Below are 13,799 nucleotides of genomic sequence, written 5' to 3'. Positions count from 1 at the left end.
GAAGAAAGACCGTATTTAGGTGTAGTTATCTTTACTTTTTATCTTTTATTTTTATTTTTGATCCGCCCGCTCTAGATTTCTTGGACTTTTATTATAAATGTGATTTTAGTATTAATTTAAAACGTGGACGACCTTAAGAACTATAATCAAGCCTTGATGCTGTCGCTATCATTGGTTTTACTCGTTGGGTGGCTGTGTGTCTTATTGAGAAAGCGATTTGTCTCCTGCTATGGGTTTATTGGCTACATAGCTATACTTGCTTTCCAAGTTGCGTTGGTGTTATTGCCGTGTGTGTGGATTATCTCTCTGTTTCCTTCTCGGCATTCACTGGCAAGCCCGGAAATGTTCGGTATCGGCGGTGGTGTATTTGGCATCCAGTATGAGTATTACAGGCGTGCGTTGCTTTTATTATCCACGATCAGCGTAGTCGGGATTATGGGCGCAGTTGTTTATTCTGCTACAAAACCTCCAATACAGCTTATGGGTGCGGTGGGCGTCAGCACTTTGCCCCAGCGTTGGACCATGATTGTCCGCGAGCGAAACTTGGACAAATGGTTGTGTATCGCGTGTTTTTTGGTTTTTGCATTATACTTTACCGCAAATGGCTGGGGCCGGTTATGGCATAGTGACTTGGGCCGTTTCGATCAGTCTTATATCCAACTTTTTTCATTTTTGGAGGATCTGAAAATTTTCCTCCCTTTATTATTGTTGGGCGGCACGTTGGCGGCTGCGGCTTTGGCGGTTGCTTCCAGGCCATGGTGGTCAATCACTGCCATTTTGTTCTGCCTTATGCCCTTCATCAGTCAGGCATCCCGCGGATTTTCTGTATTAGTGCCGTTTACAGTCGTGGCATTGATGTATCGCTGGCGTCTGCCTCGTGTAATTGCATTATGTATACTTACTCTTTTGTTTGCATACAGTTTATATATGCCGCTTGGCCTTCGCGGTCAGCCGGACACGGGTATGATGGTCTTTTTCAGGCAAAATGCATTATTGTTTGATGGCGAGGCACGATACTCGGAAATGCTTTCTGCGGTCGGCCAAAACCTTTCACAGGGATTTCCTATTTTAGTGGATACGATCGCACGCCAGTCCGGTGGTGAAGAGCTTATGTCGGAGAATCCTGCGATGTATTGGGTTTTGTCGTTTTCTCCTACCATTAGTCTCATCGATGGGTTTGGTGGCAGATACGTTCAATATACTCCATTTGTGAATTTCTACACGCCGTTCAGTGCCTTTGCCGAACTCTATGTTCTTTCGATTTTCCTGTTTCTTGGCCTTCCCGTGATATGGTTTTGGAGCTATTTAGTGATGATAAGAAAACTTCAGTCGACCAGCTGGGTGGGGGTGCTGTTATCGGTCATTATCCTGGTGCTGCTGTTCTCGGCTTTAATTCAGGCCCACCAGTATCCCATACGAACGACCATGCGTTTTGTTTATCTGGGAGGTCTCCTCGGCTTGGCGGGGATTACGTTTTTAAAAGCTCCCTTGGTTCACCCGCCAGGCATGTTCAATCGGCAACCTAGGCGTTCGGACGTGAACACGTCTCGTATCAAAAAATGAACAGATCTGATTTTTCGGGGCCTAGCATAAGTATTCTGATACGGGTTTTTAACAGCCAAAAGACGCTTCCTTTGGTATTGGGAAAATTGACGGGGAAACTTCCTTCCTCGCGAATCATATGTGTGGATTCGGGTTCTTCGGATAATACCCTTTCGATTATTGGCGGGTTTGGTTGCCGCTTGGTAAAGTTGAAAGGCCCGTTCAGCTACAGCCGTGCGTTAAATGTAGGCTTTGAGGTTGCAGATACAGACTGGGTGATCTGTTTGAGTTCGCATTGTATCCCTGTGAGCGATGAGTATGTGGGGAATTATGCCCGAACATTCTCTCGTGCTGAAAGTTCGGTGACCTGTGTGGCCGGGGCTGCTTCGATGCTTAAAAAAATAGTTCCTTGTGCGGATGAAGAGCTTGTTGTGCACGGTGACGGCATGGAGCTTTTTTTGGGATTATACTCAGGGAATTCAAATTGCGCATACCGACGAAGCGCATGGCAGCAGCGTCGTTTTGATGAATCGTTAAATTATGGAGAGGATTGGCATTGGTGTGTGGATGCAGTGGGTCGCGGAGAAAAATTGATTTTCTCAGGTTCGGTGCCCGTGGCTTATCGACATACCGGCGGCGTGTGGTGCTGCTTCATGAAGGGATTTACCGGTGGACGGGAAGATATGATTGTTCCCAAGTCGATTCCGCGGCGGTCAGTCCATGTTGACGTGCCTAAAAGTGTTTATTCGACGCGTATCGCCTTATGGGCTGGTGCCCGAGCCGGACGTTTTTGGGGAACGATGCTCAATCGTTTTTCCTGTCGCAGTTAACCGTGGGAAAATCCAAATACATAGCCATACTTTGGTATGGACTTCCTTATTATGCGGCGAGCTGCATCAGCGCAGCGATACGCGCTTTCCCCGATCATCGGATTGTGGTGATCGCGACCAACGTGGGAGTGCCTTACAAGGACATTGATATCGCCTGTGGCGCACCTGTCATGTGGATTGATTCAATGGCTGATCTCAAGTGGTCCGACTTGGGGTTGGATATTCCTGATGTGTGTGTGATTACATCGTGGAATCATCGCGCTTACTCGGCTTTGTCCATCGAGGCCAAGAAAAACAAGAATGCCGTGGTTGTATCGATGGTGGACAATTACTTTCACGGCACATTGAAGCAGTGGGCTGGAGCCTTGTATTTCAGGCTCCGGTTGCGGTCATTGTTTGACTTCATGTGGGTTCCAGGGCGTCGGGGACGTCGGTTTATGCGCTTTCTCGGAATGCCTGATTCGAGGATTTTGGAAGGACTTTATAGTGCTTCTCCGGCTGTATTTCATAATTCAGGCGCGGGTGTGAATCGTGATAAAGTCGTTTTTGTAGGCCAATTTATATATAGAAAAGGGGTGGATAAGATCCTTGATTTTTTGAATACGAACGCGGGGGCGTCCTGGCGCAATCGTATCCGCATGATAGGGCACGGTCCACTTACCGAGGGACTATTGGCTGCCGGAATGCGGCTCGAACCGTTTATGCAAGCCGAAGAACTGGCGACAGCCTATCGCGGCGCCAGGGCTCTTTTATTGCCCAGCCAGATGGATCATTGGGGCGTGGTCGTCCATGAAGCGGCTTTGTGCGGATGCTTGATTTTGGCGACGAAGCAATGTGGTGCCGTGGATGATCTGGTCGTCCACGAAGTGAATGGTTACATTATGCGTGAGTCTTCTTCGGTAGAAATTGCACGCGCGCTTGAGTGGTTGGATGGTTTGAGTGCCGAGCAAATGAGTGAGGGAAGCCGGGTTTCGCTGTCCAAAGCGGCTGACTTCTCACCTAGGCGCTGGGCTGAGACGCTGGGTAGAATAACTGATACGGTAGCAGTTTAATCAATGGAACGCGTCTATGTCATCGGTCATCGGCCGCCTCCTGTCACGGGTGAGAATCTGTGTCTGCGTCAGCTTGAGGTCACCTTGAGGGATTTGGGGAGAGAGGTGATGTCTCGTTCACGGTCGGACGTGCGTAATCTTCTGTTGTGGCGTTCTTCGATCTGGTTGGCGGCGGGTGGCAAAAAAATCGGGCACCTTCGTGATGTGCTATGGTTGGTGTGGTGGCGGTTGTGCGGATGTCAGGTGAATATTTATATCCACAACATTTCCTGGAGAAATTTTAAAAAGCACGCGTGGTTCTGGCGGTTTTTAGGCAAAGGGAATTTTCGTTTTGTGGTTTTAACCGATGAAATCTCCGGGGCGCTTGAGTCCGCAGGCCTGCCGGCGATCCGGCTGAATAATACTCTGGCGGATGGCAGTGAACCGGACGCGGCTGAATCCCGTGCACCGGTGCGGCGACTTTTGTGGATGAGTGCCGTGACGGTGGAAAAAGGGTTTCCGATCGCTTACAGTGTTTTCTTGAAGCTTAGGGCTCAACATCACGACTGGCGTTTGGACGTTTACGGGGCGGGCCCTCTCTCCATGGACAGCGCACGTTTTCCCGACGTGCATTTTCATGGGTTCACGCAGGATGCTGAAAAACAGGCGGCTCTCGATGCCGGGGGGATTTTCATTCTACCCTCCAGCTACGTGAATGAAACGCAGCCTCTCTCGATCATCGAGGCATTGGCTAATGGCATTCCCTTTGTGGCGAGCACCATTGGCGGCATCAAGGTGATGCGAGGAGGCTCTGCGGCCATGCCGGCGGGCGTGTGCATCGAGTCAGCGGCGCCTGTGGAGCAGTGGGTGTCGGCGGTCGAGTCGGTCTATGCAAACTATGCGTCTTATTCTCAGGCGGCCAAAGAGGTGTATCGGCAGGATTTTTCTCGTGCAGCCTATCGAACGGGTGTGAGTCGTTTAATGAGCAAGTCAGCCAACTGATCTTTATGCGTTTTGAATTCAGCCGGTCCGTGGTGCAGCGTTTGATGGAAGCCGGAGCCCTTTCTCCGCAGGGCTCCATGCTGGCGGTGTGCGCGGGTGAAGCGGAGCGAGATTTGTTTGCTTCGCTGGGGCTCAAAAACGTGACGATTACGAGTCTCGATCCGGTGGTGACGAGCGGCGTGATGGCACCGTTTACGGGCAGTCTGGCCGATGTGCGCAAATTGCCGTTTGGCGACGGGGCGTTTGAGTGGGTGTTTGTTTCGGACGGCTTGCACCATTGCGACTCTCCGCATGCAGCCTTGCTGGAGATGTATCGGGTGGCGACGCGGGGAGTGATTGTCTTTGAGTCACGCGACAATCTGCTCATGCGCTGGGGCGTAAAACTGGGCTGGGTGGAGGATTATGAGTTATCGGCAGTGATCGGCAACGGAGGCGTGTGTGCGGGGGTCAATTACACGTGTGTGCCCAATTTTGTGTATCGCTGGACCGAGCGGGATTTTGAAAAGGCGATTTCCTGCGCCGATCCAACGGGTAAGCCCTCGTTCAAGTATTTCTACGGTTTTAATGCGCCAGTGCGGAATTACTCAGGCTTAAAAACCGTGGTCTATAAGATCGCGGTGCTGAGTGGACTGGTGTTCTCCTCCATCTTCAAAAAGCAGAGCAATTCGTTCTGTATGGTGGCTTTTAAGCCGACTAAGCTTTTCCCTTGGCTTCAGCGCGAAGGTGAAGAGATTAGATTTAAGTCTAGCTGTTAATTTTGATCGAACAGCATTTGACTCGTTTCACCATGGATTCTCTCGGGCCGTAGATAGTTAGCTCAAACTCATGATTACTTATCGTCAGCGAGGGCTCGCCAATGTGTATGCCGTTTTTGCTAATGCGGCTGCGGTTGCACTGATGCCTGCTTATGCGGCGTTATTGCCTTCGATTACCTATGTGCAGCTTTCGGAGAATGTGTCGCTCGTGCCTTATTGTATGGCGGTAGCGGTAGGTATGGCGGCGAGTTCCGGGCATTTACGACGTAACCATGGTCGGTTGCACTCTTTGACCAAGTGGACCGCGTTGGGTATCGCCATCCGACAAGGCCTTTATGTTTCAGCCTGTGTGTTTACCTTGGTCTTTGCTACAAAAGACCAACAAGTCAGTCGTCTCTTCCTCGGCAGCTATCTCGTGTTGCTTACTGGGTTACTTGCTTTGATGCATGCACGGGTGCCTCGCGATCTCGCTGCGCTCTTGTTTGGCGAAACGGCTAAGATGCCGACCTTATTTATTGGGCGAGGTGATCGGTTGGGAAATCTGGATCACTGGATTACCAACCGCATGCATATTGGCGTGCAGCCGGTAGGGTTTTTAGCCGATGAGGCACCGACTCGTGCTGAGTTGGCCATCGCTCCTTACTTGGGAAAAATTGATCAGCTCGCGACTATCTTGCAGGAGCGGCGTATCGGCCAGGTAATCTTGCTGGAGTGGTTCGACGACTCGGCCAAGGTCGAGAAGATGATAGAGTTGTGCGAGCAGGAGGGCTGCCGTTTCCTCATTCATAACGATTATGGTGCCCGCTATGCCCGCACGTTTATTCCCGTGGAGGAAGCGGGTATCCATTTTCTCACGCTCCAGAACGAACCTCTCGAAGATCCGATAAACCGCGCACTCAAGCGTGTGTTGGATATCGTCGTGTCTTTGCCGGTCGTCCTGTTCATTCTTCCTCCGCTTTGTGCGATGGTCTGGCTCATCCAGCGGTTTCAGGCACCCGGCCCCATGTTCTTTGTGAAACCGCGGGGCGGGCGTAACCGACTGGAGTTTCACATGCTAAAGTTTCGGTCGATGTATGCGCGGGACCACGACATCAACAAGCAGGCGACATCCGGTGACACCCGTATCTTTCCCTTCGGCCGGTTCCTGCGCATGAGCAGTCTCGATGAATTCCCCCAGTTCATCAACGTGCTCATTGGGGATATGAGCATCGTGGGGCCACGTCCGCATCTGCCGCAGCACGATATCGAATTCAGTCTGATCAGCAAAACCTACCGGGTGCGCTCCCTGGTCAAGCCGGGCATCACCGGGCTGGCGCAGGTAAGCGGTTATCGCGGCGAAATCACCGAACCGGAAAAACTGCACCGGCGCGTGTATTGGGATCTCTACTACGTGAGCAACTGGTCATTGGCGATGGATCTGCAGATCATCCTGCGCACGGCCTGGCAGGTGGTGTTTCCGCCGAAGTCGGCGTATTGAGCGGCGCGTAGCGCCGCTCAGATGAAGACGAAAGTTTAAGGGGAAGGGGGGGCGGGTGAGGGAGCAATACAGGGGACAGAAGACAGAGGACGGATGGAACGGACTTTAACACAGAGGTCGCGGAGAGCGCAGAGGGTGAGGAGTTCGTCACAGATTAAGACTGAAGATTAAATTTAGAGGGCAGGGGGAGGTGTGAAACCTGAGACTTGAAACTGGAAACCTGAGAAGTGGGACAAGGTCGATCTCTGCGGTCTCTGTGCCTCCTGCGTTAAAAATCAGGAATTCTGAAATCGAAGTTTTTTAAACACAGAGATCGCGGAGGTCGCAGAGGAGACGTGGTCGCCACAGATTAAGGCTCAAGATTAAGTTTAAGGCGGGGCGGGCCGAGGGAGCAATACGGAGGACGGAATATAGAGGCAGAAGACAGAGGACGGATGGAACCGACTTTAACGCAGAGGTCGCAGAGGCGACAAACCTGAAGCTAGTTGCTTAATGAGTAAGCTTCTTTGCGTTCGCATTAGTTCCATATGCCTACCCCTTGAAGCTCTTTGGGTTCATTTCCTGCCTTATTGGGCTTATTGAATCTGTTTTTGAGAAGAGGCCCAAGGATTTGGGGTTGGTGAAAGTTGAATTGAGCTAGGATGTGGCAGTTAGTGACATGGGATGAAAACAATTCACTTATTGTTTTTTTTAAAATAAATGGTTCATAGTTAACTTATTGTAGGATTTTAAGTCTAAGGTTTGTTTCCTGTGTTTCCGTGTAGTTTGAGTTACTCACAGGGCATAATAAGACTGATAACATATATATTGAACTAGTTTCATTTCGGCCTTGGTTCTTTAATTGCACTGCCGAAGAAGCTCATTCTCGAGTTCTCGGGCCGCAGTGAGGTTAGAACGATAATAGCCCATGGCTCGAATCAAACGCACACGCTCTGCAGTGCTTGAAAATGCAGAAACGAGAGCGGCGGCAATTGCCACCCTCCCGCAACCGTTGGAACTCGGCGGAGAGCTTACGCTCACCGCCTATCAGACAGAGATCACCGGCACGCGCACGAAGCTGGCCAACTACAACTCGGTGCTGGCGGATGCCGATCAGGCTCGCAGGGACTTCGTCATAGCTGAACGAAAGTTGGCCGATTGGTCGGATCGTATGCTGGCCGGCGTTGGCGCCTATTACGGAAAAAACAGCGACGTTTATGCCCAGGCGGGTGGCGTGAAGAAGTCGGAACGCAAGCGGCCGGTCCGCTCGACAGCTGCGTCGACGACCGGAATCGCCAACGCAGCCTGATCCGAGGGGATCTGGTTTGAAACACACAGCCGGTGAGGGCGGGCATGCCTTCACCGGCTTTTTTGTGCGCAAAAACCTGCACGCACCCTACAAAGACAAGCTGGCTTGTCGAGTCAGCGCGTCTTCGACGCGGCGGAAGAGTTAAGATTAAGTTTAAGGGGCGGGAGGGGCGGTCTGAAATGTAGGGCCTGACCTTGCGTCAGGCCGGGCTTGAAGGAGGACGGACCTCCCGGTCCGTCGTCTTGGTCGGCGGCACAGAAAGCGCGATCAAGTCGGACCGGGAGGTCCGTCCTCCTTGGGGCGATACGGAAAACGGAGCGCCTCATGATCGTTATCCGTGTTCATCGGTGTAATCCGTGGTTAAAAAAATCCGGATAGCCCCTGGTGACTAGCACCTAGAAACTCGCGACTAGCCCCTGGCCCACATGCTTGACGGATTAAAATTTGTCAGACAAATAAGGGCATGGTCACCAATACCCGTCAGTTTCTGAGGGATTTCGCGGCATTCAAAGCAAAGGCTCGTTCTGGGGAGATGGTTCGCGTGCAAGACAAGGAGGGGGAATTTCTTTTCACGGTGGTGAAAACTCGAAAGTCTCTCTTGGGCGCGGCAAAGGGGAAGATCACATTTCATGCGGATATTACCGCACCGACGCTGAGCAACGATGATTGGAAACCGTCACTGTGAAGACCCGGATCAAATACATTTTAGACACGCATGCCTTTCTGTGGGCGGCCACCGATGAGCCGATGCTCGGCGGCAAGGCAGCCCGCGTGATCAGCACGACGCCTTACGAGCATTTGGGGATTGCCGATGTGACGTTGCAGGAAATCGGACTACTGCTGCATTCGGACCGGCTTTCCTTCAGGGGAAAGGCCAGCACCGTTCTGGCTGTCATGCTGGATTATGTCACCGTATTACCCATTACACTGGAGATCGCCATCGCCGCGCCGGCGTTAAGCCTGCCCCATGGCGATCAGTTTGATCGTATCATCACCGCCACTGCAAAAATTCACGGAGTGCCGCTGATCACCAAAGACGGCAATATCACCGATTCGGGTGTGGTGACGACGATTTGGTAGCCACTAGCCCCTAGCAGCTAGGATCTCTGCGGTCTCTGTGACCTCTGCGTTAAACCGTCTTAAGCTAGCTAGCAGCTATCTGTCCGTGTCCTTCATCTTAAACTTCCAACTTCAACGGGCGAAGCCCTAGCTCGTGTCCCTGTGCTAAAGACCGTCGTATCACTTTCTGTTATATGGGGCTTGCTGGTCCCGATCGTGCGAGCCGCTGGCTATGGGTTTGATGTTCTCACACCGCCTGCTGCCTATGCGGTGGATTTGGAGGCGGCAGGGTTGTCCGGCCAAGCGGGAACTTGGATGCGGGTGCGTGGTTTGATTGAGCCGACGGCAGCCACTGCAGTGGGAGGGCGAACCGTGGAAACAGATCGTGCGGGCTTGGCCAAACTGAGGCGACAGGGAATCAAAACCGCAGTTCTAGTTTTGTGGCATCCACCAGTTGGTTCTAAAGGAGTGAGATCAGGGCCGGGCCGTAGATTGCCCCTTGATTTACGCGAGGCGTATGAGCGCGGGAGAATCCTAGGTGCAGCTTACGGCGACCTGGTGGATGTGTGGGAAATCGAAAACGAGCCCGACATCGGCTTCGTCGCCGACAATCCCGAGACATACACCGCCTTCCATAAAGCACTCTACCTAGGATTAAAAAATGGAGCGAGTGCTTCGGCGGTGAGTTTAAGTCATAAGGTTAAGTTTAAGTGGCAATCGGTGCAATCTACCTGGCGGACGCAGAAACGCGGGTGGTCTGACCTTCAACTTAACCTTTCCTCTTCAACTCACGAGCGGCGCGAGCCGCTCGTGATCATGGCTCCCCTTGCGCTCCCCCCCGGTCCTTACCTGGAGCGCCTTTGGGCCAATGGAATCGCCAGCTACACCGACGGGTTTAATTTCCATTACTACGGCTACTCCGATGATTTCACCGGAGTGTATCGGCAGTTTGAAAATGCGATCAGCATTTTAAACGCAGAGACTGCGGAGCGCGCAGAGAGGTATACTTCATCATCCTCTGTGAACTCCGTGACCTCTGTGTTAAAAAAGAAATTCCCTGTCTTCATCACCGAATACGGTTACGGCTTACTGGATGGGGAGGCCCGGAATACGGTTGAGGGGCGCGTGCGGCAGTGGCGGTGGTTTGCCAGCGTGGCGAAACAAGTGCGCATCCTGCGCCCCGAGGGGCCGATGGCGTTTGTGCTCAATCCGTATTACGAGGCGGGTTTGAATGAGTTTGGGTTGGGGATGGCCGCGCAGCCGGAGTTGCGCGGCAGTTTAAGTCATAAGATTAAGGTTAAGGAGAAGCAGGGGGACGGAGGGCAGAAGACAGAGGACGGAGAATGGACGGAGCCGAGAGGCGAAGATGGTCACGTGCAAAGCACGCGGCCCCGGAGCGGCAGCGATGGGGTGAACGAGACCGGGCACCTGCTGGGTGGTCGAGTGAACAATACGGAGGACAGAGGACAGACGACAGAGGACGGGGGCCAGGACTCTGCGGTCTCTGCGAACTCTGTGTTAAAATTCTCTCCGGATGATTTCGGCGCGAAGCACGCTCAGCCTTGGATGGCGGGGATCGGCAAAAAGGTGGGCGATGCCTATGCTTCTCCGGCGCTCGCTTACCTGTGGGATTATGCGGAGCGAAATCCTTACCGGTCTCGTGACTGGACGGTCAAAGTGGCGCCGTCTTCGCCGGTGGTGATCGACTTTATCGCCGACGCCGATCTTACACAGCTCAAGGCTTCGGGTGGGTATCGGCTCCAAGGGCTTTCGGCCGAATGGACACCTCTGCCGCTGCGCAAGGGGCGCGGGAGATGGGTGCTTTATAATTTCGGTGCGGTGCCCATAACTGGGGCTCTGGAGATCGCCGCGCCGACTCCGGTGACTTCGACTTACGATCCGGTGATGACGTTGGCCCCAGGTGAGCGACGGGAGATCCCAGTGGAGTTGACGATCGATGGCTCGGTGTGGACGGCGCATGCGTTCACGGTGAGGTTTGTTCCACGCATTAAAACTGTGAGCCCGGCGGTGTTTACCACGGTGCTTTATCCGGCGGCTTACGGAATGGTGACCGAGACCATCGAGTCCTTCACGTTTATGGATAACCGCGAAGCGCGCGCACAGGTGGGGGCGCGTCCGCTGGCGAGTGAAGAGCCCCAGTTGTATGATCAAGGTGGACGCTGGCTGGCGACGGATGGCGTGCGGGTGGAGGAAAAGGACGGATTATGGCGCATCCATATCGATTACCTCGCCGATACCTCATTGCGTCCCGCTGCGGTCGAATTGCCGCTGCCACGTGGCTTTGTTTTCCCTCAGGATACCCTGTTCAGTTTTCGGTATCGGATTGGGAAGGTCGGAGGGACGGATGACGGGCGGAGCGGAGTGTTGAGCAGAGGGACAGAGGACAGGGGACAGATGACAGACGGAACTGTGACATCTGAGTCTGGAAACCTGAAGGTGACCGCGGACGGACGACGGACGATGAACGGAGTGTCGAACAAGCCTGTTCGGATCGATCCGATGCGGTTTAAGCCTTTGTCGGGAGTGCATGGTGATGCGATGGGGGTTTATTTCCGCACGGCGAACGGCAACTTGTATTTTGCCGGCGGGCGTTTGCCGCTGACGGCCGAGTGGGGGACTTACACACGCCCTTCACAGGATTTCACGATGGGATTTTTTGGACGCGCCGCGCTCCCTTGGCGTTTTTCGGATAACACGCCGGTTTCGCTGTTCATTTACCTGCGCCCCTCTCAACTGCCGGCGGTGTTTGAAATCCGCGATGCGCGAATCGTGCGGTTTAGGGAGGAGTGAGTTTAAGGGGAGGATGACAGAGGACAGATTACGGAAGACAGACGACGGAGCCGACAGGCGAAGGTTTGAGGTCTGACGTTGGAATTCTATCTCTGAGATCTCCGTGACCTCTGGGTTAACCTTTGTGTCTTAAAAATCAGAATTTTAAACGCAGAGAGCGCAGAGGTCGCGGAGGTGTCGGAGGGCGGCCGAAGCCGAGAGGCGAAGATGGTCACATGCGAAGCGTGTGGCCCCGGAGCGTGAGCGGAGTGGGTGAGTGAGCGCGGGTGCCCTTTGGGCGGGCGAGGGAGCAAGACGAGGTCTGATGGAGCGGAGGTGTTCTGAAACCGGAAAGTGAGAGAGGGCTCGTCGGTATTCCGTTCTCTGTAATCCGTCGTGTCCGATCTCTGTGTGCTCTGTGACCTCTGGGCTCTGCTGAGCAGTGGAAGACTGAAGATTAAGTTTAATGGACGGAGGTTCCTAGCCACTAACAGCGATTGCCCCCTTCATCTTAATCTTTCTACTTAACCTCCACATTCACGTGCCCATCGGCGGCAGGCGATCTCGGTTTCGCCACAGCAGCCGGGCCAAGGAGAGGGCATCCCAGTAGCGGCGCCAAAATTTGCGTGGGTTGGATAGCAGCCTGAAGAGCCATCCCAAGATGAGTTTATCCGCCCAAGGGGGGATGTTGGCCTGCCCACCGGTGAGAAACGCGATGGCTGCACCCAAGCAGAGAATCGACGGACCTTCCCGCCGAAGGGCAGGAGAGGTCCGATTAAGGGCCAAGTTGAAGTTTAAGGCGGAGGTATCCGGTGCAAATTCGGAGCTTCCACTTAAGCTTTCCCCTTCAACTGCGGCAGCTGCGCTGTAGCGCAGCTCCGTCCTCAGCATGAGCCCGACACGCTCCTGAACGCCGCCGCCGATTGCCAGCATCACGATACGCGGACTGCGGGCCTCAATCCGGCGGACCAACTCGGGATCGTGAATCGGGCCCGCCGCGTAGTGGGGAGCCAAATACACATCGTCGGACGTCACCGGAAATCCTTGCGCGACGAGCCAGGCACGGTTGCGCGCATCTTCTTCGGCGGAGGGCATGACCCAAAATACGGCGCCGGGTTGTTTGAGCTCGGGGCGGTCGAGCACAGCACGAATGAATTTGAGCCCGGAGTGGCGCGGTAATTTTTCGCCGGTGAAGGCGCGCCAGAGCAGCACCATAAAACCGGAATCGGTGAGCACGAGATCAGCGGTCGTAAGAGCCTCCCGATAGGATTCCGACTTCACCAAGTCGACAGCCAGGCCGGGGGCGGAAGGAGCGACGACGAGGCGCGCGTTCCGCGCGCCAGATGAAGATTTAAGATTAAGCTGAAGGCTCAAGCCGTCGGATTCGGATTCATTCTTCACCTTAAACTTCTCCCTTAAACTCACGCCGACGGCGTGATCAACGGCGTCGTCAAGAGAGCCGATGAAAAAATCGACGCCTAATACGCGGCGTGTGGGAGAGACGGACATGAATAGAGTTTAAGGTAAAAGGTTAAGGTGAAGGCAGCAGGCCGGCATCACCAATGCTTTATCCAATGTTATGACGAATGAGACGTTTGAGAAGCTGGTTGTTTGGCAGCGCAGTCATGCACTGAGCATCGAGATTTACCAGCTTCTGGCTGATTGTCGCGATTGGGGTTTCAAGGATCAGATTACACGATCGGCCAACAGTATCTCGGATAATGTCGCTGAAGGATCAGAAAGACCGGGCCCCGCCGAATATCGGCAGTTTGTGGGCTATGCGAAGGGATCGGCCGGGGAAACTCGGTCCCAAGTGCTTCGGGCAAGAGCGTTGGGATATATGACGCTAACAACCGGTGATCGCTTGATTACCGAACTCCAAGAAATCTCCCGTATGTTGCACGGCCTTTACCACAGTTTGAAATGAGTGCCGTGATCAAATACGAGGCCGAGCAAGCACCCTTTCTTCCTCACGCTAGCCCAGATCTTTCTCAGATACCTTAAACTTAATCTTTCCCATTAATC

12 protein-coding genes are annotated in these 13,799 nt (G+C 53.5%); 11 read left to right on the top strand and 1 reads right to left on the bottom strand.

Annotation, left to right across the window (positions count from 1 at the left end):
• Positions 1 to 123: 123 nt before the first annotated feature.
• From FPL22_RS06540 to FPL22_RS06495, 10 genes are all read left to right on the top strand, one after another.
• Positions 124 to 1,563 carry a hypothetical protein gene (locus FPL22_RS06540; protein ID WP_144229298.1) on the top strand — a complete coding sequence of 480 codons (1,440 nt, stop codon included), beginning with the start codon at positions 124 to 126 and terminating at the stop codon, positions 1,561 to 1,563.
• A complete protein-coding gene (locus FPL22_RS06535) occupies positions 1,560 to 2,372 on the top strand; it encodes a glycosyltransferase family 2 protein (protein WP_144229297.1) in 813 nt (270 codons plus the stop codon). The genes FPL22_RS06540 and FPL22_RS06535 overlap by 4 nt, the downstream gene beginning before the upstream one ends.
• Before the next feature lie 2 nt (positions 2,373 to 2,374).
• A complete protein-coding gene (locus tag FPL22_RS06530; protein WP_162525216.1) occupies positions 2,375 to 3,424 on the top strand; it encodes a glycosyltransferase family 4 protein in 1,050 nt (349 codons plus the stop codon).
• 3 nt (positions 3,425 to 3,427) lie between these two features.
• Complete coding sequence (locus FPL22_RS06525) at positions 3,428 to 4,405, top strand: glycosyltransferase family 4 protein (protein ID WP_144229295.1); 978 nt, start codon at positions 3,428 to 3,430, stop codon at positions 4,403 to 4,405.
• 5 nt (positions 4,406 to 4,410) lie between these two features.
• Positions 4,411 to 5,160 carry a class I SAM-dependent methyltransferase gene (locus FPL22_RS06520; RefSeq protein ID WP_144229294.1) on the top strand — a complete coding sequence of 250 codons (750 nt, stop codon included), beginning with the start codon at positions 4,411 to 4,413 and terminating at the stop codon, positions 5,158 to 5,160.
• 70 nt (positions 5,161 to 5,230) lie between these two features.
• Positions 5,231 to 6,637: an exopolysaccharide biosynthesis polyprenyl glycosylphosphotransferase gene (locus FPL22_RS06515; protein ID WP_144229293.1), complete on the top strand. Its 1,407-nt coding sequence runs from the start codon at positions 5,231 to 5,233 to the stop codon at positions 6,635 to 6,637.
• Positions 6,638 to 7,544: 907 nt separating this feature from the next.
• Complete coding sequence (locus FPL22_RS06510) at positions 7,545 to 7,925, top strand: hypothetical protein (RefSeq protein ID WP_144229292.1); 381 nt, start codon at positions 7,545 to 7,547, stop codon at positions 7,923 to 7,925.
• Positions 7,926 to 8,388: 463 nt separating this feature from the next.
• On the top strand, positions 8,389 to 8,610 hold the full coding sequence (locus tag FPL22_RS06505; protein WP_144229291.1) for a hypothetical protein: 222 nt from the start codon (positions 8,389 to 8,391) through the stop codon (positions 8,608 to 8,610).
• Positions 8,607 to 9,005, top strand: coding sequence for a type II toxin-antitoxin system VapC family toxin (locus tag FPL22_RS06500; protein ID WP_162525215.1), 399 nt, complete (start codon positions 8,607 to 8,609; stop codon positions 9,003 to 9,005). Before FPL22_RS06505 ends, FPL22_RS06500 begins: the two co-directional genes overlap by 4 nt.
• A gap of 180 nt (positions 9,006 to 9,185) precedes the next feature.
• Positions 9,186 to 11,795, top strand: a complete 2,610-nt coding sequence (locus FPL22_RS06495) for a COG1470 family protein (RefSeq protein WP_144229289.1) — start codon at positions 9,186 to 9,188, stop codon at positions 11,793 to 11,795.
• A 516-nt stretch (positions 11,796 to 12,311) separates the two neighbouring features.
• On the opposite strand, the gene FPL22_RS17815 is transcribed toward FPL22_RS06495, so the two are convergent.
• A complete protein-coding gene (locus tag FPL22_RS17815; RefSeq protein ID WP_144229288.1) occupies positions 12,312 to 13,283 on the bottom strand; it encodes a WecB/TagA/CpsF family glycosyltransferase in 972 nt (323 codons plus the stop codon).
• Between the two features lie 70 nt (positions 13,284 to 13,353).
• Between FPL22_RS17815 and FPL22_RS06485 the strand changes: the two genes are divergently transcribed.
• Positions 13,354 to 13,701, top strand: a complete 348-nt coding sequence (locus FPL22_RS06485; protein ID WP_144229287.1) for a four helix bundle protein — start codon at positions 13,354 to 13,356, stop codon at positions 13,699 to 13,701.
• The last annotated feature ends 98 nt before the right edge of the window (positions 13,702 to 13,799 follow it).

The sequence above is a fragment of the Rariglobus hedericola genome (assembly GCF_007559335.1).
Classification (GTDB): domain Bacteria; phylum Verrucomicrobiota; class Verrucomicrobiia; order Opitutales; family Opitutaceae; genus Rariglobus; species Rariglobus hedericola.
The sequence above is the reverse complement of the archived record's forward strand: the minus strand, read 5'-3'. Positions and strand labels throughout refer to the sequence as shown.